The sequence below is a fragment of the Herminiimonas glaciei genome (genome assembly GCF_042664955.1).
Classification (GTDB): domain Bacteria; phylum Pseudomonadota; class Gammaproteobacteria; order Burkholderiales; family Burkholderiaceae_D; genus Oxalicibacterium; species Oxalicibacterium glaciei.
In genome coordinates this window covers 1,308,810-1,330,885 of sequence record NZ_JBHTBU010000001.1, presented here as the reverse complement: position 1 = coordinate 1,330,885, position 22,076 = coordinate 1,308,810, and the positions used below count along the sequence as shown (strand labels likewise).

19 protein-coding genes are annotated in these 22,076 nt (G+C 55.2%); 9 read left to right on the top strand and 10 right to left on the bottom strand.

Annotation, left to right across the window (positions count from 1 at the left end):
- Positions 1–12: 12 nt before the first annotated feature.
- Positions 13–1,092 carry a hypothetical protein gene (locus ACFQPC_RS05840; protein WP_382270751.1) on the top strand — a complete coding sequence of 360 codons (1,080 nt, stop codon included), beginning with the start codon at positions 13–15 and terminating at the stop codon, positions 1,090–1,092.
- A gap of 27 nt (positions 1,093–1,119) precedes the next feature.
- On the opposite strand, the gene ACFQPC_RS05835 is transcribed toward ACFQPC_RS05840, so the two are convergent.
- Positions 1,120–2,292, bottom strand: a complete 1,173-nt coding sequence (locus ACFQPC_RS05835) for a hypothetical protein (RefSeq protein ID WP_382270750.1) — start codon at positions 2,290–2,292, stop codon at positions 1,120–1,122.
- A gap of 704 nt (positions 2,293–2,996) precedes the next feature.
- On the opposite strand from ACFQPC_RS05835, the gene ACFQPC_RS05830 reads away from it, so the two are divergent.
- Positions 2,997–4,646, top strand: a complete 1,650-nt coding sequence (locus tag ACFQPC_RS05830; RefSeq protein ID WP_382270748.1) for a methyl-accepting chemotaxis protein — start codon at positions 2,997–2,999, stop codon at positions 4,644–4,646.
- A gap of 154 nt (positions 4,647–4,800) precedes the next feature.
- On the opposite strand, the gene ACFQPC_RS05825 is transcribed toward ACFQPC_RS05830, so the two are convergent.
- Positions 4,801–5,013: a hypothetical protein gene (locus tag ACFQPC_RS05825; RefSeq protein ID WP_382270746.1), complete on the bottom strand. Its 213-nt coding sequence runs from the start codon at positions 5,011–5,013 to the stop codon at positions 4,801–4,803.
- 305 nt (positions 5,014–5,318) lie between these two features.
- Here ACFQPC_RS05825 and ACFQPC_RS05820 point away from each other — a divergent pair, with 305 nt between their 5' ends.
- The 4 genes from ACFQPC_RS05820 to ACFQPC_RS05805 all read left to right on the top strand — a co-directional run bounded on the left by ACFQPC_RS05820 (position 5,319) and on the right by ACFQPC_RS05805 (position 9,520).
- Positions 5,319–5,774: a winged helix-turn-helix domain-containing protein gene (locus ACFQPC_RS05820; protein WP_382270745.1), complete on the top strand. Its 456-nt coding sequence runs from the start codon at positions 5,319–5,321 to the stop codon at positions 5,772–5,774.
- Positions 5,775–5,980: 206 nt separating this feature from the next.
- Complete coding sequence (locus ACFQPC_RS05815) at positions 5,981–6,805, top strand: hypothetical protein (RefSeq protein WP_382270743.1); 825 nt, start codon at positions 5,981–5,983, stop codon at positions 6,803–6,805.
- Entirely contained in the window at positions 6,747–7,376 is a 630-nt protein-coding gene (locus ACFQPC_RS05810) for a hypothetical protein (protein ID WP_382270741.1), read from the top strand. Before ACFQPC_RS05815 ends, ACFQPC_RS05810 begins: the two co-directional genes overlap by 59 nt.
- Before the next feature lie 89 nt (positions 7,377–7,465).
- Positions 7,466–9,520 carry a TonB-dependent receptor domain-containing protein gene (locus tag ACFQPC_RS05805; RefSeq protein WP_382270740.1) on the top strand — a complete coding sequence of 685 codons (2,055 nt, stop codon included), beginning with the start codon at positions 7,466–7,468 and terminating at the stop codon, positions 9,518–9,520.
- Between the two features lie 121 nt (positions 9,521–9,641).
- Here the strand turns inward: ACFQPC_RS05805 and ACFQPC_RS05800 are convergent, their stop codons facing one another.
- Both ACFQPC_RS05800 and ACFQPC_RS05795 read right to left on the bottom strand, forming a co-directional pair.
- Positions 9,642–12,296: an autotransporter family protein gene (locus ACFQPC_RS05800; RefSeq protein WP_382270739.1), complete on the bottom strand. Its 2,655-nt coding sequence runs from the start codon at positions 12,294–12,296 to the stop codon at positions 9,642–9,644.
- A 355-nt stretch (positions 12,297–12,651) separates the two neighbouring features.
- Positions 12,652–13,551 carry a LysR family transcriptional regulator gene (locus ACFQPC_RS05795; RefSeq protein WP_382270737.1) on the bottom strand — a complete coding sequence of 300 codons (900 nt, stop codon included), beginning with the start codon at positions 13,549–13,551 and terminating at the stop codon, positions 12,652–12,654.
- 112 nt (positions 13,552–13,663) lie between these two features.
- On the opposite strand from ACFQPC_RS05795, the gene ACFQPC_RS05790 reads away from it, so the two are divergent.
- Both ACFQPC_RS05790 and ACFQPC_RS05785 read left to right on the top strand, forming a co-directional pair.
- On the top strand, positions 13,664–14,437 hold the full coding sequence (locus ACFQPC_RS05790) for an SDR family oxidoreductase (protein ID WP_382270735.1): 774 nt from the start codon (positions 13,664–13,666) through the stop codon (positions 14,435–14,437).
- A 146-nt stretch (positions 14,438–14,583) separates the two neighbouring features.
- Positions 14,584–15,291, top strand: a complete 708-nt coding sequence (locus tag ACFQPC_RS05785) for a response regulator transcription factor (protein WP_382270733.1) — start codon at positions 14,584–14,586, stop codon at positions 15,289–15,291.
- A gap of 13 nt (positions 15,292–15,304) precedes the next feature.
- Here the strand turns inward: ACFQPC_RS05785 and ACFQPC_RS05780 are convergent, their stop codons facing one another.
- The 5 genes from ACFQPC_RS05780 to ACFQPC_RS05760 all read right to left on the bottom strand — a co-directional run bounded on the left by ACFQPC_RS05780 (position 15,305) and on the right by ACFQPC_RS05760 (position 20,159).
- Positions 15,305–16,762, bottom strand: a complete 1,458-nt coding sequence (locus ACFQPC_RS05780; RefSeq protein WP_382270731.1) for an ArnT family glycosyltransferase — start codon at positions 16,760–16,762, stop codon at positions 15,305–15,307.
- Positions 16,740–18,131: an ATP-binding protein gene (locus ACFQPC_RS05775; protein ID WP_382270729.1), complete on the bottom strand. Its 1,392-nt coding sequence runs from the start codon at positions 18,129–18,131 to the stop codon at positions 16,740–16,742. Before ACFQPC_RS05775 ends, ACFQPC_RS05780 begins: the two co-directional genes overlap by 23 nt.
- Entirely contained in the window at positions 18,128–18,790 is a 663-nt protein-coding gene (locus ACFQPC_RS05770; RefSeq protein WP_382270728.1) for a response regulator, read from the bottom strand. The genes ACFQPC_RS05775 and ACFQPC_RS05770 overlap by 4 nt, the downstream gene beginning before the upstream one ends.
- Positions 18,791–18,871: 81 nt before the next feature.
- Positions 18,872–19,582 carry a phosphatase PAP2 family protein gene (locus tag ACFQPC_RS05765; protein ID WP_382270726.1) on the bottom strand — a complete coding sequence of 237 codons (711 nt, stop codon included), beginning with the start codon at positions 19,580–19,582 and terminating at the stop codon, positions 18,872–18,874.
- A gap of 127 nt (positions 19,583–19,709) precedes the next feature.
- The gene (locus ACFQPC_RS05760) at positions 19,710–20,159 is read right to left on the bottom strand and encodes a winged helix-turn-helix transcriptional regulator (RefSeq protein ID WP_382270725.1); all 450 of its coding nucleotides are present in this window, start codon (positions 20,157–20,159) and stop codon (positions 19,710–19,712) included.
- A gap of 101 nt (positions 20,160–20,260) precedes the next feature.
- On the opposite strand from ACFQPC_RS05760, the gene ACFQPC_RS05755 reads away from it, so the two are divergent.
- Positions 20,261–21,490, top strand: coding sequence for an MFS transporter (locus ACFQPC_RS05755; RefSeq protein WP_382270723.1), 1,230 nt, complete (start codon positions 20,261–20,263; stop codon positions 21,488–21,490).
- On the opposite strand, the gene ACFQPC_RS05750 is transcribed toward ACFQPC_RS05755, so the two are convergent.
- Positions 21,483–22,076 carry a glutathione S-transferase N-terminal domain-containing protein gene (locus ACFQPC_RS05750; RefSeq protein WP_382270722.1) on the bottom strand — a complete coding sequence of 198 codons (594 nt, stop codon included), beginning with the start codon at positions 22,074–22,076 and terminating at the stop codon, positions 21,483–21,485. The two genes, ACFQPC_RS05755 and ACFQPC_RS05750, sit on opposite strands and share 8 nt — an antisense overlap.

Genomic DNA, 22,076 nt, shown 5'->3' with positions numbered 1-22,076 from the left:
TGGGGTAATCCAATGAAACCTGCCTGGGATCATGTTACAAAAACTGCACTAGGCGGACTGGCCGCAGCCTGGTTGCTTGGTGGATGCGCCGGTCTGGGGCCGACCAGTGTGCAGCGCGATCGGGTCGAATATATTTCGACCATCGCAGATTCCTGGAAAGAACAGACGCTGCTCAATATGGTGCGTTTGCGTTATTCCGACGCCCCCGTGTTTTTAGATGTGTCATCCCTGATCAGCTCTTATTCGATGGAGTCGCAGGCGAGTGCGGCATTCGGCATCTTCCCGCATACCTCCGGGGATAATATGGCGCTAGGCGCAATGGGGAAATATACCGATCGCCCCACGATTACTTACTCTCCGGTCACCGGCGATAAGTTCGCCAAAAACCTGCTACAGCCTATTCAACCGGTTGCTGTCTTTGCCCTGATCCAGGCCGGCTACCCGGCTGAGATCGTCATGAAACTGACGGTGCGTGCGATCAATGGCGTCTATAACCAATCCTCCACCAACGCCCGTGCACGCAATGCAGATCCGGCTTTTTTTCCTTTGATTGCCGCTATGCAAAGGATACAAAGGTCGGAAGCAATGGGAATGCGGGTGGAAAAGCGCGGGCCGGAAGAGGCGGCTATCGTCTTCTTTCGTCAGGAAGTCGGCCCCGAGTTATTGAAGGATATTGAGTTCGTTGCAAAGACCTTGAATCTGGAGTTGAAAAAGAAGGGCGAGATTATCCTGACCTTCGGCGCACATCAGACACGGTCGTCTGAAATCGCTTTGCTTACGCGTTCCATGCTTGAAATTATGATAGAGGCGGGGGCTGGAATCCGTGTGCCGGAACAGCACCTGGCGGAAGGAAGGGCGGCGCGTCTGTCGACGCTGGCGGACGGTTCCGAGCCGCCGTTCTTAACCATTTATGCAGGAGCCGAACGGCCGACGCAGGCTTACTCCACAGTGAAGTATCGCGATACCTGGTATTGGATAGATGACAGGGATCTCAGTAGCAAATCCAAGTTTTCATTTTTCCTGTTGTTCTTTTCCCTCGCGGAGACCGGCACGCCGCCTTTGGCTCCTGTGATTACCGTGCCGGCCAATTGAGAATGGAATACTGATGGCACAGCAGTGCTAAAGGAGAGCCATTAAAAGCTTGCCCAACGTACTGCGGAGTGGCCATTGGGTTGCGACGACCAGCAGCATCGGTATGGCTGTAGGTACGACCACCATTAACAGAGTGACTTTGTTGATGACAACCGGGCGCATTGCATTCGCTGCCTCGTACAAGGTTTGAATATCTGCCGAAGGGCCGAGTTCAGGTGCATCAAGTATCGGCGTGTCTTCTATTTCTTTCCCTTGTATCCAGCGTTCATGCACCAGGCGTCCATGTCCTGCCAGCAAGGCGCCATATTCGCGCGCCGCACGCTTCTTGGTTTTCGCCAGCAAAGGAGAGAACGATAGCAAGGGCATCAGTATCAGGAAAACCAAAATAGCTACCAGCATGCCCATCTGGATATAGAGGGAAGGGACCGGCAGCCCGTGGTAGATCACATTATGCGCCCAGGATGAGGCGATGACAGCAGACACGGCAAATGCCATCGGGCTGAAGATGATAGGTATGCGTTGAATGAAACCCAAGCCACCCACGCCGTCAGGATGGGCTGGCACCAGATTCAACGGCAGCATTGCGATACGAAAGAGGACGATGCTGGTCAGAATCAGGCGCCATATCCAGGCTAACAATAAGACATTGAAAATGGGGCGTATCACCAGAAGAAACCACCAGCTTCCGAAGCCATGACCGTTTACTTCCAAACCGGCCCACGATACTTCTTCCTTGTTTGGAGCCAGTGCAAACGATACGGTCCACGTAAGGATCAAGCCGGCAATCACTACCCAGGGAAAAATGCGATCCCGCAGGCGTATGCCATCGGCGATGATCGCGCGAAATGCAGGTTCCAGTTTTTCGTCGATGAGGCCCGTGCGCAAAAATTGTGCGAGACACACGGGAAGGATGGCTTGTGCACCGGCCTCGGCGATGATCAATAGGGGAATGGCGATCAGGCAGCGGACATGGATCCCGTAGTGTCCGGCGAGGGATTCGGGATCGTCGTCGGGCATCAGACGCCCCGTGAAGAAAGCCCAGATCACAAGCGGTACCCAGCAGAGCAAGCTATAGATAATTGCACGTCGTAGTATGCCATTGCCTTCTTCCGGGATTAAACCGATAGCCCTTTGAAGACGGAACAATGCGTCATTGCGCACGATGGAAAATGATTCGGCCAATGCATGCGGATTGTTCATATAGACCCCATTTGTGAACGCAAATTTGTGGCACCTGCATGTCATGATTGCGGAAAGGGAGCCGCAACGTACCCTGGCTCTAGGACGACTAAAAAATGCTTGCGGAGACGATATGACACAGCTTTTCAAGCAACGCTATTACTGTCAATTGCCCTTTGGTGCATTGCAAGGAATCTGCATGCAATCAAGGTCGAACTTTGGGGATCTGATGCGGATTGGATTTGTCTGATGACAGCTATCTGACTGCGGTGAAATATTGAGGAGCGTATGTAACTTCGTCAATAATGGACGGAAGCAATGCACCGACTTTACCTATTGCACCAACAGCCATACTGATCATCTGTCGCAGGCAGACGAACGGCTGCTTGGGCGCGGCAGGTTCCCAAGCTCTCTCGAAAAAAACACATGCAAACTTTCAGCCTAGGTGTAAGCCGGGCGAGGATGGTGCGCAAGCAAGGACGCACTTTGAAGCAGATGTACGTCATTTTGTGAGTAAATTGACATCTGATGACATACGTATCATCCACAAATTTACTAAATATGACATTTGTTTGCTTGGCATATCGGCATAAATCACTAACATGTCAGGCTGATCGGTAGTGATCTTCATATTAAACATACTCATCATCTTTCTAATTTGGTGATCGGAGTATGTCAGTCAGGCGTAGTTGCACAACTCCGCAACACGCATCTTGGGAAACGTCATGCTATCCGTAAGAAATTTAAATATCGGCAAAAAACTGGGCCTGGGGTTCGGCGCGGTAACCATACTCATGCTTTTGCTGGCGACTTTTGCGATGGTGCGTCTGTCCGGCGTGACAGATGCGTTCAACGATCAGCATCAGGTGCAATTGCAAAAACTGGCGCCGCTTTACGTCGCTCGCGAAGCCTTGGCGCAAACCGGTTTGGCGGCGCGCAATGCTTTGATTTTTAGTGATGAAGCGAGCGCACAGAAGGAATTGGCCATCCTTGATGAACAAAAAGGAATTTATCTTGCCGCGCTGGCAGAGCTTGCGCCTCGTTTCGGCAACGATGCCAATTTCAAGAAGGTGGAAACCGGCTTGCTCGCGATGGCGGAAGAATTACAGCGTCCGCGCCGTTACCGCAACGCTAATGATATGGCTGCTTACGGAAAATTTCTGGTTGAGGAATGCAGTCCGTTGCGCCGTCAGATCGTGACTGATATCGATGTCGTACTGAACCAGGTACTGGCAGAAAACGCTGAGGCAACGCAGAAGACTGAAGGTATTCTCAATGAGTCGATGAAGTTCGTGTTGGGCCTGGCTGCAATCGCACTGATAGTCAGCATCGCGATTGCCGTCATGATCACTCGTGGTTTGCTGCGCCAGCTTGGTGGTGAGCCGTCATATGCAGTCATGATTGCCGGGCAGATAGCGCAAGGTGATCTGACGACTGACATCGTTACTCGTCCTGAAGACAAATCCAGTCTGCTGTATGCACTCAAGGCCATGCGCGACAACCTTGCTTCCATAGTTCGTGAGGTACGTATCGGTACGGATACGATGGCAGCTTCTTCGTCAGATATCGCGCACGGCAATTCTGACCTATCGTCGCGTACCGAGCAGCAGGCATTTGCACTTGAAAAAACAAATGCTGAAATGTTGAAGCTGACCGAGACGGTCCAGCTGAATGCTGACAACGCGCAACAAGCCAATCAGCTCGCAGTAAGTGCGTCACAAATCGCCACCCACGGCGGCACGGTTGTAGAACAGGTGATAGAGACGATGGAATCGATAGACGCGTCGTCACGCAAGATAGTCGAGATCATTTCAGTTATCGATGGCATTGCTTTCCAGACGAATATCCTGGCGTTGAATGCAGCAGTTGAAGCGGCAAGGGCGGGTGAGCAGGGGCGTGGGTTTGCGGTTGTCGCCGCCGAGGTGCGTAGTCTTTCGCAACGCTCAGCCAGCGCGGCAAGAGAAATCAAGACGCTCATCAATGATTCTGTCGGCCGGATTGAAGCAGGTAGCGTGCTCGTCAACGAAGCCGGTGTGGCGATGGAAAAAGTCGTCGCCAGCGTGCGTCGTGTGACTGAAGTGGTGGCGGAGATCAGCGTTGCCGGGCAAGAGCAAAGCACAGGCATAAGCGCAGTCAGCAGAGCCATCACTGAAATGGATCAGGGGACGCAACAAAATGCCGCCTTGGTTGAACAAGCCTCTGCTGCGGCAGACTCACTGCGCGATCAGGCGGATAAGCTTGCGGGTCTGGTTCAGACTTTTGTCCTGAACGACGCTTCTATGTATGAGACTGTGATCGTGCAAAACCCTGCTATACCTGCACTTGGATTGAACGTCAGATCGGTGTCGGAAGCGAAACGCTTGAGCCAGGTCTGATTTGTAATTGCACAGACCGGTGCAGTGAATGGCTCAGTTGAAAAACTGAGCCTTTTTTTATGAAGGGTCGGCGACCACTTCTTCAACTGCGAATATCGGTAAGTGAGCGAGACTATAGCAAAGAATACGTGGTCCGTTCGCGTGACGAACAGTCTCAGGACTTGTTCGGATCCGGCACTTTTACCGTGCGCCAGCGGAAGTTGTCGTTATCCGCCGGAATCCATTGCAGGCACCAGGGATTGATGCATTCCTGCCCCTCGGTTCCTGGCGCGACAGCCAGGAAACTTTCCTCGTCGTAGTGCTGTATCTCGGACCGTTGCCAGGTCATGCAGAATTTACAGCGGATTTCGCCAAAGCCTTTTTTCATCGCATAGCCCAACTGTTACTTGTACGGACAGAACTGTCAGAAGTGAATGGCAAAAAGCCGGGATGGACACAAGTGTCATTTACCTGGCAAGCAGGGGGCTTATTCATTTTTGATCAGTTTTCATCTAAAAAACATAGCACATCAAAAGGACCTCACTGACTTGATCGGGGGCGTGTCCCAGTCTGGGGCGAAGTGAAAAGCAGTTGTAAGCAAAAGCTTAGCAAGCATCCATAGAGAACGATAGGCCTTTCCATTTCGAAGGAAGTGCAAATACAATGGACGCTTCGCCAACCTCATACCGACGCATGCAATCCAAGCTAAAACAGGATAAGAACAAAGCAGCCATCACCGATGTATCCGGTGCCCAGACTGGCCGTAAGCCTGGTAGCAAGCGCAGGGGTGAAGTGGCGATTATTCGTCCCGGTATTTTTATCGGGAATTCGATTTCCATCGGCCCTGGAAAAATAGAGCTGCTCAGGCAAATCGCTGAGTTGAATTCGATATCCGCCGCAGCACGTGCGCTCGGCATGCAGTATAAAAATGCGTGGCTGGTGATCGAGTCGCTGAACCAGGGCTTTGGCAAACCAGTCGTCGCTACCGTCAAAGGCGGTAAGGGCGGGGGCGGGGCGCAGCTGACCGAGCTGGGCAGCGATATTCTTGCGACATACTCATCACTGGAGCAGCGTATCAACACGGCGGCATCGATAGAACTGGCGCGCCTGGTGCAGCTGGCGTCGCTGAAAGAAGCCGACAATAGTTAATCCTCCCGGCTGCACATCTGTTGCAGCCAGCGCCGCAAATTTTCTTTGCGTGCTTCCTTAGTACCGATCCTCACTCTGTAAATGCACCTCCGGCAGGCGCGTAGTATCGCCTGGCAACAACAGTAGCCTTACGTTATTTTCATTTGGGTATTGCGCATTCGATATGTCGTTATGTAACATATCGACTTTTTTAGGGCAAATCCAATATGCAGCCACTTGGCTCCGATCCGATCAATGCAGCACAGTGGCGTGCGCTGGATGCGATAGGCAAGCGCTGGTCGTCGCCGCATGAAGACGACTGGCTGCTGGCCATCGATGACACCGACAACCTGACTTCGCGTGGTACCGGTTTTCTTGCCCGGCAGCTGGCCTTGCGTATGGCGGAGGCTGGCATCGCCGAGGTCAAGGCCATCACGCGTCATCAGTTGCTGGTTGATCCGCGCATTCCTTATACCTCGCATAACAGCTCTGCTTGCCTGGTGCTGCCATCGATAGTCGATCGCAAGACGATCTTTGATTACACCTGTCGCTATCTGCTGGAAGAAAGCGCCGAAGGTTCGGATGCCGGCACTGTGCTGGTGCAACGCAAGGATTTGCCTGAAGCCGTCCGGCAATTCGGGCGTGCGGCCAAGGAACAGGTCTTGACGCAAGCTGATGCGCGCAAGCTGATCGTCGGACACAAGATAGACATGGCCGGACTGACCGGTACGCATGGTGGCGTGATCGGTGCGCTGGCAGCGGTCGGCCTGAATGCGAGTGGATGTGATGGTCGCTTCCTCTGGCTCAAACAATTGCGCGGCCTGTCCTCTGAATGCTGGAAGGCAGGTGCACTTGCGGAAGCAACGGGCGTGACGATACAGAGCAAGCTGGGTGCCGAAGTGGTGATCAACGCAGAAGACAGTATTGAACTGGGTGAATGGCCGCGTGCGGTTTTTTTGCAGGGGCAAGCAACTTTATTAGTGGAGAAAGTAGATGAAGGCGATTTCAACGGATGGCGCGCAGCTTCCAAAAACTACGTCAAGCGCTTTTAGCTGGCCGGGCACACGCGAGCAGGCAGCCAAGTATCCGCTGGCACTTGAGTTGATACTTTTGCTTGGCGTGGGCGCACTGGCGGCGGTGTTGCATCAGTCGTTCCGCATTCCGCTGCGCATGCCTGGCTATCACGGCATGGAATGGTTCGCGCTGTTGATACTGGCACGTTTGCTGTCCAACCGCGGCGCGGCCGGTATGTTCGTCGGCCTCGGTGCCGCAGCCACCGCATGTATCTATGCGGGTGGCATCGGACTGGACGGCAAGTCTGCGCAGATGCTGACTTACTTCCTGCAAGGTTGCATCGTTGATGCGCTGGTATTCCGTCCTGACGCACGCATACGTTCCTTGCTGCCTTATTTCATCTGGCTGCCCGTGGTCGGGGCACTGACACATATGATCGCACCGTTGACGCGTAATATCTTCAGCAGCCTGAGTGCCGGTGCTATCGAATTCGGTTCACTCATCAACGGTATAGGCTATCCGCTTTCCACCCATGCGCTGTTCGGCGCGGTCGGTGCCTTCCTCGGATTGCTGCTTTATCTTGGTAGCAGCCGTAAACGCCGTCACTAATCTGTTTTTCCTGTAGTTCCGGTACCAGCCTGTTCAGGGCTGGTATTTATTTGTCGTTATATTCAAACAGCTATAACCAGAAAGTCATTATGAAGAAACCCGCACGCCACTCCTTGCTGATCGCAGGCTTAGCCAGTTGCGCCCTCGGCACGCAGGCATTTGCCGATAACGAAGCCTACACACTGGGCCAGATCGAAGTTGCCGGCAGCCAGCAGGCCGATGTCGCTGAAAAATCCACTACAGTCTGGCGTATCAGCGCCGAGGATATCGAGCGTCGCGGTGCACGTACGCTGGATGAAGCGCTGGCGCAAATTCCCGGCTTGAATATCCGCACCGGTGGTGAAGGTTCGCCACGTATTGATATGCGTGGACAACGCACACGCCAGATCAAATTGCTGGTGAACGGCATACCGGTCAATTCGAATGCTGACGGCCAGTTCAATCCGGCCTTGATACCTGTGACGCAAATCGATGAAATCGTGGTGCGCAGTGCCACTTCGTCGGTCCTGTATGGCGAGGGTGGTACCGCAGGTGTGATCAACGTCATCACGCGTCGCGGTAATGCAGATCACACGACAGCGAATGTCGATGCCCGCTTTGGCACCAATGCATCGCGCGCAGTCAGTGCCAGCGTTGGTGGCCAGGCTGGTGCACTCGACTGGTTCATCGCAGCCGATCATCAGGAACATGGCGATACCCGCTTGTCCTCCGATTACGCAGGTACGGTCGAGCAACCGCGCGGCAAACGTCGCAACAGCGATCTGGACAGCACGACCATCACCGGTAATTTTGGTTACCAGGTCAATCGTGATTTGAAAATAGGCCTGGGCATCAATGCCGGCGATGGTAACCAGGGCAAACCACCAGGCATCTATCCAGGCACCGATGCCTTTGCCCAAGTACCGCGTTACGAGCGCTATGACAATATTTCACAACTGTCGGCACAGCTTTCCGCTGACTGGGCGATTACTGATCGCACGCGTTTGCGTGGCTGGATTTATGCGAGTCAGTTGCGGCAGGATGAACGTCGTTTTGACGGCTCCAACTATGCACTGTTGCAAAGTAACCGTATCAACGGTGGTTTCGATAAAACATCGGATAGCCGCAGCCTCGGGTATCACCTGCAGGTCGAGCACCTGGCAACTGATCGCCTGACCTTGAGTGCTGCTGTTGACACCCGTCGCGATAGCTACGGTGAAAACGGCCGCATCCGTGACGTCGCCGCAGGTGGCGGCGGTGGCGGCGGTGGCGGAGGAGGTGGTGGGGGCGGCGGCGGAGGTGGCGGTGGTGGTGCCGGTACCTTCAACATCCGCACGCTCAATTTCAGTCAGCAGAGCCATGTTGATACCTTTAGTGCCGAAGCGGCCTATAAGATCAATGACATCAGCGGTATCACCGCCGGCGCAGGCTGGGTCAGCCAGCGTCGTGACGATGGCGGCAGTGACCAGTCGGCTCCGATTGCAGCACTGAGCGGCTACATCGATGTAGCTCCGGCCTGGCGTCTCAAGGGTGGTCTGGCACGCAAGGTACGTGCGCCGAGCCTGACGCAGCTGTATGAGAGTTCGCGCGGCAATCCTAACCTGAAGATGGAAGAATCAACCACCGCCGAAGTCGGTGTGGTCTGGAAAGCGGGTACGCAAACGACAGTCGATGCGACCATATTCAATTCTGCGATCCGTAACTTCATCCAGCCGGACAGCAATAGCACCCAGCAAAATCAGGATCGCTTCCGCAATACCGGCCTGGAATTGCTGGCGCGTACCGCGGTCGGCAAGGGCACTGTCAGCGCAGGCTATACCTACCTGAGTGCGAAGAACCTGGTAAATGCAGAGTCGCGCACATTGCAATACCTGCCGCGCCATCGCCTGACACTGGATGCATGGCAGCCGCTGACGGATAAGTTATCGTTGTTCGGCAGCCTGCTGTATGTGACTGACCAAACCTACTATTCGCGTACCGGTACGCTGCGCTCTGCAGAATTGCCGTCGTATGTACTGGTCAACACACGTGTGAGCTATGACATCGACAAGAAGACGCAATTGTATGTGGGCATAGACAATTTGTTTGATCGTAACTACTCGACTTCCTACGGTTTCCCGCAACCGGGACGTTCGGCTTACGCAGGCTTGCGCGTACGTTACTGACGACATAGTTGTGCATAGTAAAAAGGCGAGCCTGGTGCTCGCCTTTTTTATTTACATCTTTGTTTTGATTCGGGCAGGGCTGATGTCTATTCGTTTTGATATAGCACCAACGGCATGCAACTTACCATTTGATACGCATACCTACGGTTCCGCCATATCCATACGAATTGCCGCCGGCCAGGCTGGTGTTGTAGCTGGCTTCTCCGTAGACCGAGTACTTGTCATTGTTCCAGCTATGCGAGCCACCGAAGCCAAGCCCTGCCCACAACCGGTCGTTGCGACTGGAAAAGGTCCGGTCGGCAACCATGACTGAGGTGCCGTTAAAGAATTCGTTGTACAGGTTGGCGATGCCATAGAAGCGTGTCCGGTTTTCCTGATAATCGAGGCTGACGCCGAGACGCCCCTGCAAACTATCATCACGCCCATGTCTGACCGACGCACCAAAGACGTCGGTGAAATCATTGAAGCTTGCTTTGGAATAGCTGAGTTGCGCTTGCGGTATCACAGACCAGTTGCCATTCATCTTGACGCGTTTGCCGCTTTCGACTGACCAGGCCTGGCCGAACGCATGGTTGCCGCTGGTCAGGCTGTGAACTGAATTGGCGGACAGGTTGCTGCTGTACCAGGTCAGTTGTGCCGCGCCATCGACATAAAAACCGTTGGCACCATACCAGGTCAGCGTCGCGCCTACACCATAACCGTCGGTGGAGATGCGGCCGGAGCCATAGTTGGCGGTAGCGTAACGCCACGATGTTTTGGCGCTGCCATGCACGTAGTGGAGGAGGGCGCTGCCGACGAGTTTGCCGTCGCTGTTTTCGCTGAGCATGGCATCGATGCCGCCCTGCATTTTATAGGTGTCGTACTGATAGTCACTGCCGGATGTTGACTCTTTCGGCGTCATCCGGTTATGTCCACCTTCTACCCGTACCCACATACCATTCGTTTCGGTAAAGGCACCAGTTACGCCACGCCCATTGTCTTTGGCAGACGAACTGCTGCCATCATTCCAAAAACGATTGCCTACCCTTTGCTGCAGTGTCGGCAAACCATTCAACCCCAGCAGGATTTGCGGATAGGCTTCGTAGCTGGGGACGCCGGGTTGGTAGAGCGGTGTGCCCGGTGCGTTTAGTAAAGCGGAACGCAGATACCAGCTGCCATCTGCGGGTGTGGATGCGCCGCCTGCGTAGAGACGATAAGCATAAGCGCCAGCTACGACAGCTTGTTGGCCTTCGAAGGTAGTATTGCCCACGAGTGAGAAGGTGCCATTAGAAGCACCCTGTACTTCAATAATCCTGATACCTTCGGTCGTCTGCGCACCAGTTCCGCCAAAGTTAGTTACTTTGACCGGCGTGGCGCCCGAAGTGCTGCCAGTGATGATCAGGCGGTCTGTTGCTGAGCTGTCGTCTCCCAGTTGCGTCCTGATTTCGATACTGCCGCCCGCCGGTATGTAATTACCGGCGATGGTGAGTGTGCCGAGGCTGCCGCTGTGACCCGGAGCGATTACGCCGCGATTGGTGGTAACCCCGACCTGGCCGATACCCGTCAGGCGTGCGCCGGATTGCACATCGATAGTGCCGCCGAGGATGCCGTCCATCTGCAGGGTTCCTGCGCTCACCGCCGTGTCGCCGGTAAAGGTTGAACTATTGCCAGTCAGTGTCAGTGTGCCGGCACCCAGCTTGTTAAAGGTGGAGGTGCCGGTAAAAGCGGTACTGATACCTATGGTGTGCCCATTGGTGTCGAACCATGCGCCTTCGGTTCCGACGGTGAGTGCCGGTAATCCTTCCAGGAAATTGGCTTCATTGCGGTTGGCGCGGAGTATGCCGCCGTTGAGATCGAGATTGATAGTACCAGCTCCGGCGATGACGGCACCCGTTTCGAGGATGCCGCGTCCGCTGGCATCACCGTTAAGATGCAGGGTGCCAGTACTCGTAGCCGTATTGCCGATGTATACGTCAGTGCCTATCTTTACCAAGCCGCCTTTTTCGATGGTCACCGTGGCGCTACCTTCAGCACCCACTATCAGATTGTCAGTTGCACTTAAGGTCGAGGTATCGCCGGTGCTGCTACCTACCGTGACTGTACCCTGAGCCCCATTCCGATAGCCCACATAGATAGTCGCGGCACCGCCTCCACTTTGCATGGTGCTTGTTGTGGCGCCATCCTGCACCTCCAGCGTACCTGTACCCTCGAAGCCCACAAAAATGTTGTTTAGCGGATTCCAGTTTGTTCCGGCGCCTGAGACGGTGACGTGACCATCGCTACCGGTGTAGTAGCCAATAATGCCCTGGCCGCTGTTTACCGTGCCGCCGTTGTTGATCTGTAGCGTGCCGCTGCCAGTAGATCCGACTTGAATTCCGACCGTGGGAGTAATATTCCAGGTCGATCCCGGGCCGGACACTATGGCCGTTCCTGTACTGCCGCTATCGCGGCCAAGAATAGCCCAGTTGGTGTTGGACACGGTGCCGCCATCTAGGATCCTGAGGGTGCCAATGCTACCGGCTTCAACGCCGATATAAAGCGCGCCGGTCGCCGTCAAGGTCGAAGCACTTCCGGCACCGTCTTTGCCTTGAACCGTGACAGTTCCCTGTGCGAGCCCTTGGTTGCCGATGTAGCTGTCACGATTGTTCACAGTCGCGCCTGCATCTATAAGCAAGGTCCCTGTAGTGCTATCTCCAACGACAAGATCGTCGCCAACGTTCCAATGCGTAGTCCCTCCGGGCGGGAGATAATTCAAGTCACCACTGAAGGTGATCGATTGCGCATGAGCTTGCTGCATGGTCGTGTTTGCATATATCAATGCGGCAAACGCGGTTAACAGGACCAGCGGGCGGCGATAAGGGAGGGGCGTGCTTCGATGTTTCGTCTGGCGGTTTCGGCGATATGCCGCGCACCACGATGGCAGCTCATCTTTGGAAGCGGTTACAGGATTGGAGCGGAGCAAAAAATCAGTATTGGAAATAGGCATGCAGGGTTCCCTATTGATTCAGTATGCAGATGTAGATTTCTGCATAGTCGATTCAAGGCCGATTAAGAAATCGATATTAATTACGCATCCCTGTGTGGAATCTCGACGGATATGTCTGCATACTGAATGAAAAATTTCCTTTGCGCAACAAAACGGTGCGCTGCAACTAGTTCAGGTGGGGCCCCAGCAGTTCAGTCATCCAGTCGCTCAAAACCTGCGCGCGCGGTGACAGGCCGCGCCGGTGGGGATACACGATTTGCACCGGCATGGATGGAGCGCGCCATGGTGTCATGACTTCGACCAACTCTCCGGCCAGCAAGTGTTCACGCACGTCAAAGGCTGGAATCTGGATCAGTCCCATACCGGCCAGGCAGCAGGCTATATAGGTTTCCGCAGTGTTGGCTGAAACCTGTGCGCCCATCGTCACGGTTTGTAGCTGGCCGTCTTCTTCCCACTCCCATTGCACGGCGCGACCGCCATTCGGCAACGCGTAGTGCACCGTCTGATGCTGCGACAGGTCGGCGGGACTTTGCGGCACGCCGTAGCGCCGCAGATAAGCAGGACTGGCGCAATTGATCAATTGGAAGCTGCCGAGGGGACGGGCGACCAGACTGTCGGAAACAATCTGGCCGACACGTAATGCGAAATCGATACCTTCGTGTACCAGGTCTATGGGCAGGTCGCTGGAACCCAGGTCTATCTCTATGTCGGGGAAGCGATCGAAGAACTTTGGTAGCGCAGGTGCAACGTGGCGACGTGCGATGCGGCTGGGTAAATCCACTTTCAAACGACCCGCCATGCCGCGCGTGCGCAACTTGAATTGCTGTTCCAGTGTTTCACTGTCGGCGACCAGGTTGATCGCACGTTCCAGCAGCATTTCACCTTCGCGGGTCAGGCTGACGCGTCGTGTCGTGCGATGGAATAGGCGCGTATCCAGCCGTGTTTCCAATTGCTGGATGGCCAGCGAAACAGTGGGACGTGGCAAACCGAGCTGATCGGCCGCTGCCGTGAAGCCGCCGCTATGTGCGACGCGGATGAAGATATTGAGCTGGTCTAGGCGGTCCATGGCACTTTATTGGTAATGAATTCTGAATAGTTTATACATAAATGAGCTATTTATTAACAAGTGTTACCAACCGTACAGTGGTCAGGCCTACAACCTATACAAGGGAATTCCCATGACCAAGCACACCATCAAAGACAAAGTCGTACTCATTGCCGGCGGTGCGAAGAACCTCGGCGGCCTGATTGCACGCGATCTGGCTGCACAAGGTGCCAAAGCTGTTGCCATCCATTACAACAGTGCTGCCAGTGCGGCTGAGGCAAAAGAGACTGCCGCCGCGATAGAGCGTGCCGGTGCCAGGGCAGTCATCCTGCAGGGCGACCTGACTTCGGCGGCCGCGGTGGAAAAACTGTTTGCAGACGTAATCGCAGCGGTTGGTCGCCCGGACATTGCCATCAACACCGTCGGTAAGGTACTAAAGAAACCGATGACAGAAATCAGCGAAGCCGAGTACGACGAGATGACGGCGGTCAATAGCAAGACAGCTTTCTTCTTCCTGAAAGAAGCGGGCAAGCACCTCAATGACGACGGCAAGGTCTGCACGCTGGTGACTTCCCTGCTTGGTGCATTCACTCCGTTCTATGCGGCGTACGCTGGTACCAAAGCGCCAGTGGAGCATTACACGCGTGCTGCGGCCAAGGAGTTTGGTGCACGCGGCATTTCGGTAACAGCTGTTGGCCCGGGCCCGATGGATACATCATTTTTCTATCCGGCTGAAGGCGCGGACGCCGTCGCTTATCACAAGACAGCGGCTGCACTTTCCGGTTACAGCAAAACCGGCCTGACCGATATCGAAGATGTCGTGCCTTTCATCCGGCATTTGGTCAGCGATGGCTGGTGGATCACCGGGCAGACCATCCTGATCAACGGCGGTTACACCACGAAGTAAATTGCTTGCCAGGCTCAACTGGCGTAGCGCCGTCATTTTCCCTAGTGCTTTTTTTATGATGCGTCTCTTTCGTCCTGAAAACGAAAGGGGCGCGTCCAGCTGCGCTATTTGTTTAATGCAAATGATCACCGATACATACATCAAAAATGAAAATAGCGACGCTGGAGCTTGACCAGCATGAGTCCAACATCTTGCAACGCATGGTGGTTGACGCAGGACATGAATGCACAGCCTTTTTTACCGGACTATCGTTGATAGATGCTCTGCATTACAAAAAATTTGATCTGTTGATACTGGAGTGGCTTTTGCCGGATATGGCTGGAAGTGAGCTCATCAGGTTGATCAGGAGTAGCGCCAGTAAAAATATGATGGTGATGTTTCTTACCCATCGCAGCTCGGACGCAGAGGTAGTGCAGGGAATCAGGGCAGGGGCCAATGACTACGTCACCAAACCTGTCAGCGCCGCAGAGCTGGCAGTTCGCATCCATACGCTATCGAAAATAACTCCCCCGTCTGTCTATGAAAGCAATAAGGCCATTAAACGCATGCCTGATTTATTGGGTGTGGGTTTTTATTGTTTTGATTTGATACAAAGGGTTGCCACTATCCGTGGCTGTGCCGTTGCTTTGCAAACCAAGGAATTCGATATAGCAGTGCTGCTTTTCACCCATGCGGGACAGGTGATTTCGCGGGAACAAATCATGAACGAAGTATGGGGGCGGGCGTCGGTGACGAGTGCTCGCACCCTGGATACCCATATGTCGAGGGTGAGAAGCAAATTGCAGCTCAACCCGGACAACAATATAAGGCTGGTCACTATCTATACCATCGGATATAGATTGGATGTCTTATAGTTCAATAGTAATTTCACTCCGGCCTTACCAAGGCCCGGCTTTTCCCGACAAACAAAATGTGATCAGCCGGGATGGCCTGTCGCGTCAATTCGCTGCGATCTATTACCACCAGTTCATTGCGCGTATTTTTGCTGAGGGCAGCGTCAGGTTCGTAGTGCAATGCATTGCGTGCATAGTAATCGGACGAGTATGCAGGGCGGACACGATACGCCAGCTGGGTTCCCGGTGCCGCCATATGATGGAAGGCTTGTATCAAATCCCGGTCTGAATTGGCGCTGGCTTTGCTGATGACATACGGGCCACACATGAGTGCCAGTACGGCCAGCATCGCGACCGAGATGCCGGTGCGGCTTTGCGTTGTTGCGCTGGTATTTTCCAGCCACCTTGCTACCAGTACGCTGAAAGGCAGGGCCGCAGTCAGGCCGTAAGTCCAGATAATGTTGCGGCTGAAAGTGAAGAACAGCAAGGGTGCCAGCGTCGCACACCAGAGGAAACGCTCTATCGGCAACGACTGTTTGGGACGCTTGCTGAAGAAGCGCAGCAATTCACTGATGAACACGCCCAGCCACGGCAACATGCCTATACTCCAGAAGACCCAGATCGCACCCATAGGTTGCTGTTGTGCGATGCCGTACTGATCACCTTTCCAGCCGGGTACCAGGAAGCGGGAAAAGTGTTCGCCGATGATGAAGTAATTGAGAAAGCCGGGATGAGTGTATTCAGCGGCGATATACCACGGCATGAAGATACCGAGAGCCAGCGCCAGGCCGCCCCAGCTGAATACCTGGCGGAACATTTGCCACGGACGTCGTTCCACCAGTGCATAAGCGATCAGTGGCAAGCCTATCAATGCCCAGGTCGCGAGGCCCTTGCACAAGGCACCCAGGCCGACCATGCTCCAGAATGCGAGGCGCCATTTGAAGGCTGCATCGCCGACAGTATTTAATGTGCGCCATGCGAAGTAGAGTGCCGCGACGATAATCACCATTTGCAGTGCATCGGTCATGACAGCACCGGCGCACAGGAAGAACAGCGGCGAAGCGGCCAGCACCGGGGCGACCAGCCAGCTGCGCCGCAGCTTCATTTCTTGCGCAAAAGCCATCGCGACCACGATTGCCAGCAACGATGCCAGCAATGCCGGCAGGCGCGCGGCGAATTCATTGATACCAAACATTTGCATGGAGACGGCACTGGCCCAGGTCGACAGCGGTGGCTTGGCAAAGAACGGTGTTTGCGGATCGATATGCGGCATCAGCCAGAAGCCGTTGCTGACCGCCTGCCTCGCGATTTCGCCATAACGCGCTTCCGTGGTGTCAGCCAGCGGCAGCAGCGCCATCAAGCCGATGCGATAGGCCAGCAACAATAAGGCTGCTCCCAGCAAGTACCAGGCATAGGACGGGAGCGGGCGGGCTCGGGCCGGCAAGGATGGTGCTGCAAACGGCATGGATTTAGGAAATGCTTGGTGATTCATGTTTTTCCCGCAGGATGAATGTGGCGTCAGCGCGCGGTGCCTGATCGGTGACGAGGAGTTGTTTGAGGCGTACGGTGGCAAGCAAGCCGCTGCCGTCCTTGACGCTGCCCAGTTCTATCGTTGCGTCGTGCTGGGCGGCGATGGTTTTGGCGATGAAGAGGCCGAGTCCGCTGCCGGATTCGCCGCTGCCTTCACGGCGGTAGAAGCGATCGAATACACGTTCCCTGTCTGCGGGCGGGATGCCGCTGCCGTTGTCGGCGACTTGCAGCAAGGCATGGCCGTCAGTTGACGCAACGCTGACATCGACCCGGCCATGTGCCGGGGTGTAGCGGACTGCGTTGTCGACCAGGTTGCCGAGCAGGATGCGCAGGTTTTCGACGTCGCCGGAGACGAAGACCGGCCCGTTGCCGGAGGCTTCCGATGCAACGACGCCGAGGTCGACGTGTTTGTTTTCCGCTTGCGGGGCCAACTCGGACACCACGCTTGCCACCAGTTTGTGCAAGTCCACTTTTTGGTAGCGCCGATCCGGCAGGCGTCCCTCATGGCGTGCCAGCGTCAACAGCTGTTGCACCAGGTGATTGGCGCGGTTCAGGCGTTCATGTAATTTGCCCAGGCCGGTCTGCAATTTAGGGTCCTGGTTGTCGCGTTCGACGAGTTGCAGTTGCAGTTTGAGAGCCGCCAGCGGGGTCCGCAATTCATGTGCGGCATCCGAGACGAAAGCACGTTGCGTGGTGCGCGCCTGTTCCAGTCGCGCCAGCAAGCCATTCAAGGCGAGCAGCATGGGTTGCAATTCCGGTGGATATGAACCGTCGCTGATCGCTTCCAGTGCTTCCGGCGTGCGCTGGTTAATGGAAGAGGCGAGGCGTCCTATCGGCTGCAGCGCGCGCCCGACCACGATCCAGATCAGCAAGCCCAGCAAGGGTATCAATACGACGAACGGAATCAGGGAACGCAAAGCCATGGATGCCGCCATACGGTTACGGATGGCGGTGGGTTGCGAGACCTGGATGAAACGTCCCTGGTCGAGCTGGCTATAGACGCGCCAGTTTTGCTGGTTCAGCTTGGTCTTGCTGAAACCTATGGTGTTAACCCGGCGCAGGTTGATGGTCGGGGCCGAGGTAAACAAGAGTTGATTATCCTTGTCCCAGATCTGCAGCATGACTTCATCTTCCGAATCATCACCTACCGGCAGCGTATGCCCGACCGATAACTCGGTAGGGAAGGCCGTCGCTATCTGCTGCAATTGATAATCGAACATTTCATTCATCTCATGCCGCACCTGCAGATAGGTGGCAAAGCCGGCCAGCAAGGTGGCGGAGATCATGCCGCCAAACAGATACATGAGTAGCTTGCGTCGGATACTGATCATGCTGCCAGCCCCAGTTTGTAGCCTATGCCGCGCACGTTCTTGATGAAATCCGTCCCGAGCTTTTTACGCAAGCCGTGCACATAGACTTCGATCGCATTGCTGCCTATCTCTTCATTCCAGCCGTACAGGCGTTCTTCCAGCTGTGCGCGCGACATCACGCGGCCAGGCTGGTCCACCAGCGCCAGCAGCAGCGCGAATTCGCGTGCCGATAAATGCAGTGGTGCGCCTTTGTAGGTAATCGTGCGGGTCGCCGGATTGATACTTAAATCCGCATAAGTCAGCTCCGGATTGCTGCGCCCGGCACGGCGCCTTATCAGGGCGCGCATGCGGGCAAATAATTCGTCGAGGTCAAAGGGCTTGATCAGGTAGTCGTCGGCACCCGCATCCAGGCCTTCAATGCGGGCACTGGTTGCATCGCGTGCCGAGATGATCAGCACCGCCGCATCGCCATGCTTGCGGCGATAGTCATCGAGTACGCGTATGCCATCCTTGCGCGGCAAGCCGATGTCGAGCAGGATGAGATCGTAAGTGTGATTGCACAGTGCAAGCTCCGCCGCATGGCCGTCCTGCACCCAGTCGACTGCGTAGTTTTCCTTGCGCAGTCCTTCTTCCAGGCTTTCACCTATCATCGAATCGTCTTCTACCAGTAATACACGCATGCTTGCTCCATTCACGGCAACATCGCCCTGCTGCAGGGCGGCCTGTCCGCGCAGGCTAACGCCGGCGACGTTAAGAGTGGGTTAAGCATGGCGATACTTGCCGGATGGAAAGTTGTCGCCGGGTGTAGTGATAAATAGACGTGATTGATCAAATAGCATGATGACGCTTGTCACCCATGCCAGCGACAGCAATGAACTGGCGGCAATATCGGATGGATAGTGCAGGCCGAGGTACATGCGGCATACGCCGACCAGGGCGACAAAGATGGTGGCGACGACCGCGATGTTGCGCAGGTGGTGCGCATTGCGTAGCAGGAACACCAGTCCCAGCGCGAGCGTCATTGCCTGCATCGCGTGGCCGCTGGGGAAGCTAAACGTGCTTTCCGGTGCGACCAGGTTCCACAAGGCCGGCCGGTGTCGTTGCACGATGTGTTTGACGGTGATATTCAGGATGGCGGAACCGCCGACCGTCAACAACCAAAATGTCAGTACATACCATTTACGTTTGATGACGAGGAAGGCCAACACCAACAGGCTGATGGCGGTGACGGCGGCAGAAACCTTGAGTGCAATGTTGTCCAGTAAGGGCGTTGCATATGCATGGAGTGCCAGCAGGATGGAAGCGTCAAGGGCATAGCCGACATCGTTTTTAATATCGATTGCGAGTGCGCAAAATAGCAATACCGGCAGGAAGATGCCGAGCAAAGGCAGCACACTGTTGATGGAGAAGGTGTGCGCAGTGCCATGCGCCGTGACGGACGTATAGGGTGCTGCCTGATTTGTCTGCTTCATGCTGACTTCCCGTTGTTGACTGGTACGGGAGGCAGATTAGGCGGCAATACTTAAGGCTGACTTAAGGTGGATGTCATTCCGGCAAGCTTGCAATGTAGCTATGGTGGAATCGAAGTCGGGGCCTGGGTCAGCTATCGATTTTCCGTACCAGGGTATTGCCACCATTGAGTTTGCGGCCGTTAGCGGAGCGTGGTTCCAGTTTGGGAATCGCTTTGCCGCTCGCGCGTTCTACCAGGACTGAACGCGGTTCATTTTTGTCAAACAGATATTCCTCGCCCCATTGCCGCAGGCTGACGATGATGGTGAACAGCGCTTCGCCTTTGGTGGTCAAGACATAGTCTTGATAAGCGCTGCCGTCCGCCGCCGGAACTGCTTCCAGCACGCCTTGCGCGACCAGTTTGTGCAAACGATCCGACAGGATATTCTTCGCGATCCCCAAATCTTTTTGAAAATCGCCAAAGCGGGTCATGCCGTCGAAAGCATTGCGCACGATCAGCAAGGCCCATCGGTCACCGATTACTTCCAGCGCGCGTGCAACCGGGCAGGGCTCTGTTTGCAAGTTGTCTTTCCTGGCCATATTTGTCCTGTTTCAACGAAGTGTTTTAATCTGGTTGCATTTTAAAACCATTTTGGGCATACTTCAATTGGTTTTAAATTGCAACCAGATTGAGGTGTGTCATGACGTGTCAACAATTAAGCGCAGCGGGGGTGTGTGCGAAAGCCAATGCTGCGATCAGCGTGCCGGGCTGGATGGTGTGGCTGTTTGCCACCGCTTGCGGCTTGAGTGTCGCTAATGTTTATTATGCGCAGCCATTGCTGGAGGCACTGGCGACGGATTTTGGTTTGACTGCAGGCGTGATCGGCATCGTGGTCACCGTGACGCAGGCGGGCAGTGCATTTGCATTGCTGCTGCTGGTGCCGCTGGGCGATATGCTGGATCGGCGTCGCCTGTTGCTCGTGCAATTGGCAGCTTTGGTGTTGGCGCTGGTGTTGGTTGCTGCGGCCGCGGCACCGCTTTACTTGTTGCTGGGGATGTTCTTTGTCGGTTTGCTCGGTACTGCAATGACGCAAGGTTTGATCGCCTATGCCGCGACGATTGCGGCGCCGAACGAGCGCGGGCGCGTGGTCGGCACCACCCAGGCCGGGGTGCTGGTTGGTTTGCTTTCGGCGCGGGTACTGGCCGGTGCGATCGCGGATATTTCAAGCTGGCGCATGGTGTACCTGGTTTCCGCCAGCCTGATGTTATTGCTGGGATTGGTCTTGCTGCGCATCCTGCCGCGACGCCATACGCCGGCTACCGGTTTGTCATATTTGCAGCTACTGGCTTCGATGGGCAGGTTGATGTGGCAGGAGCGCGTACTGCAAGTGCGCGGCGTGATTGCAATGCTGATGTTTGCCGCACTGAGCATATTCTGGAGTGCGGTGGTCTTGTCTTTGAGTACCGCACCTTATCACTACTCAAAGACGGCGATAGGAGCGCTGGGCCTGATAGGTGTGGTCGGCGCACTGGCGGCGGGCCGGGCCGGGCACTGGGCTGATCAAGGCTGGGGACAAAGGACCAGTGCGGCGGCATTGCTCTTGCTGCTGCTGTCATGGTTGCCATTGGCGCTGATGCACTATGGCTGGGTTTTCCTGATCCTCGGTATTGTTTTGCTGGATCTGGCCGGGCAGGCGATACACGTGACGAATCAAAGCATGATCTTCAATGTACAGGAAGGCTCATCGAGTCGACTGGTCGGTTGCTACATGATGTTTTATGCAGTCGGCAGCGGCCTCGGTGCGATTGCCGCCACCAAGGCTTTTGCGCTCGGCGGCTGGTCAGCGGTATGCCTGCTGGGTGCAATGGTGAGTGGGCTGGCTTTGCTATTCTGGTACGTAAGCCGCCCGCTACAAGGCCGCCCTAGCTGAAAACCGTTTCGGCAAAACTCCGGCGTTGCAGCATGCGCGCATGCAACTCAGCCAGCGCCGGATATTGCTGCTGCCACGCGACTTCGGGCAAACGGAAAGCGAGGTAGTCGAGCGCGACGGCAATGACAATGTCTGCCAATGTCAGGGAAGCAGATGAAGTGCAATCCTCATTCAGTACCGGCAGGATGCGCGCTATCGCCTGCAGGCGGCGCTGGCCGAGTACGCTATCGTCGATTTCCTTGCCGTGGTGTTTGCGCGTAATCATGGTGGTGAAGGCCGCATCGATCAAGCCTTGTGCCAAGCCGGTCAGGTGCAGGATGGATGCGCTGTGCTCGGGCGGCAGTAAGTTATCGCCATCGCCGGTTTGATTGAGATACAGGGCGATCAGTAGCGACTCGGCAATGCTGACGCCGTCTTGCGTCACCAGTACCGGCACGCGGCGCACCGGATTATGTCGCAGCAAGTGCGCGTCTTCATTCCAGGGATCGCTCCAGACCAGCACCAGCTTGTCGGCATAGCCTTTTTCAATCGCGACTACGCGTGCGACACGAGCGTAAGGCGAGGTCCGGTTCAACAGTAATTGCAT

Excerpts from the sequence above, each read along its gene's own strand:
- ACFQPC_RS05750 (WP_382270722.1), bottom strand. The coding sequence starts at position 22,076 with ATGCAATTACTGTTGAACCGGACCTCGCCTTACGCTCGTGTCGCACGC.
- ACFQPC_RS05840 (WP_382270751.1), top strand. The coding sequence starts at position 13 with ATGAAACCTGCCTGGGATCATGTTACAAAAACTGCACTAGGCGGACTG.
- ACFQPC_RS05760 (WP_382270725.1), bottom strand. The coding sequence starts at position 20,159 with ATGGCCAGGAAAGACAACTTGCAAACAGAGCCCTGCCCGGTTGCACGC.
- ACFQPC_RS05805 (WP_382270740.1), top strand. The coding sequence starts at position 7,466 with ATGAAGAAACCCGCACGCCACTCCTTGCTGATCGCAGGCTTAGCCAGT.
- ACFQPC_RS05780 (WP_382270731.1), bottom strand. The coding sequence starts at position 16,762 with ATGAATCACCAAGCATTTCCTAAATCCATGCCGTTTGCAGCACCATCC.
- ACFQPC_RS05825 (WP_382270746.1), bottom strand. The coding sequence starts at position 5,013 with ATGAAAAAAGGCTTTGGCGAAATCCGCTGTAAATTCTGCATGACCTGG.
- ACFQPC_RS05830 (WP_382270748.1), top strand. The coding sequence starts at position 2,997 with ATGCTATCCGTAAGAAATTTAAATATCGGCAAAAAACTGGGCCTGGGG.
- ACFQPC_RS05835 (WP_382270750.1), bottom strand. The coding sequence starts at position 2,292 with ATGAACAATCCGCATGCATTGGCCGAATCATTTTCCATCGTGCGCAAT.
- ACFQPC_RS05820 (WP_382270745.1), top strand. The coding sequence starts at position 5,319 with ATGCAATCCAAGCTAAAACAGGATAAGAACAAAGCAGCCATCACCGAT.
- ACFQPC_RS05815 (WP_382270743.1), top strand. The coding sequence starts at position 5,981 with ATGCAGCCACTTGGCTCCGATCCGATCAATGCAGCACAGTGGCGTGCG.
- ACFQPC_RS05795 (WP_382270737.1), bottom strand. The coding sequence starts at position 13,551 with ATGGACCGCCTAGACCAGCTCAATATCTTCATCCGCGTCGCACATAGC.
- ACFQPC_RS05800 (WP_382270739.1), bottom strand. The coding sequence starts at position 12,296 with ATGCAGCAAGCTCATGCGCAATCGATCACCTTCAGTGGTGACTTGAAT.
- ACFQPC_RS05770 (WP_382270728.1), bottom strand. The coding sequence starts at position 18,790 with ATGCGTGTATTACTGGTAGAAGACGATTCGATGATAGGTGAAAGCCTG.
- ACFQPC_RS05790 (WP_382270735.1), top strand. The coding sequence starts at position 13,664 with ATGACCAAGCACACCATCAAAGACAAAGTCGTACTCATTGCCGGCGGT.
- ACFQPC_RS05765 (WP_382270726.1), bottom strand. The coding sequence starts at position 19,582 with ATGAAGCAGACAAATCAGGCAGCACCCTATACGTCCGTCACGGCGCAT.
- ACFQPC_RS05755 (WP_382270723.1), top strand. The coding sequence starts at position 20,261 with ATGACGTGTCAACAATTAAGCGCAGCGGGGGTGTGTGCGAAAGCCAAT.
- ACFQPC_RS05785 (WP_382270733.1), top strand. The coding sequence starts at position 14,584 with ATGAAAATAGCGACGCTGGAGCTTGACCAGCATGAGTCCAACATCTTG.
- ACFQPC_RS05775 (WP_382270729.1), bottom strand. The coding sequence starts at position 18,131 with ATGATCAGTATCCGACGCAAGCTACTCATGTATCTGTTTGGCGGCATG.
- ACFQPC_RS05810 (WP_382270741.1), top strand. The coding sequence starts at position 6,747 with ATGAAGGCGATTTCAACGGATGGCGCGCAGCTTCCAAAAACTACGTCA.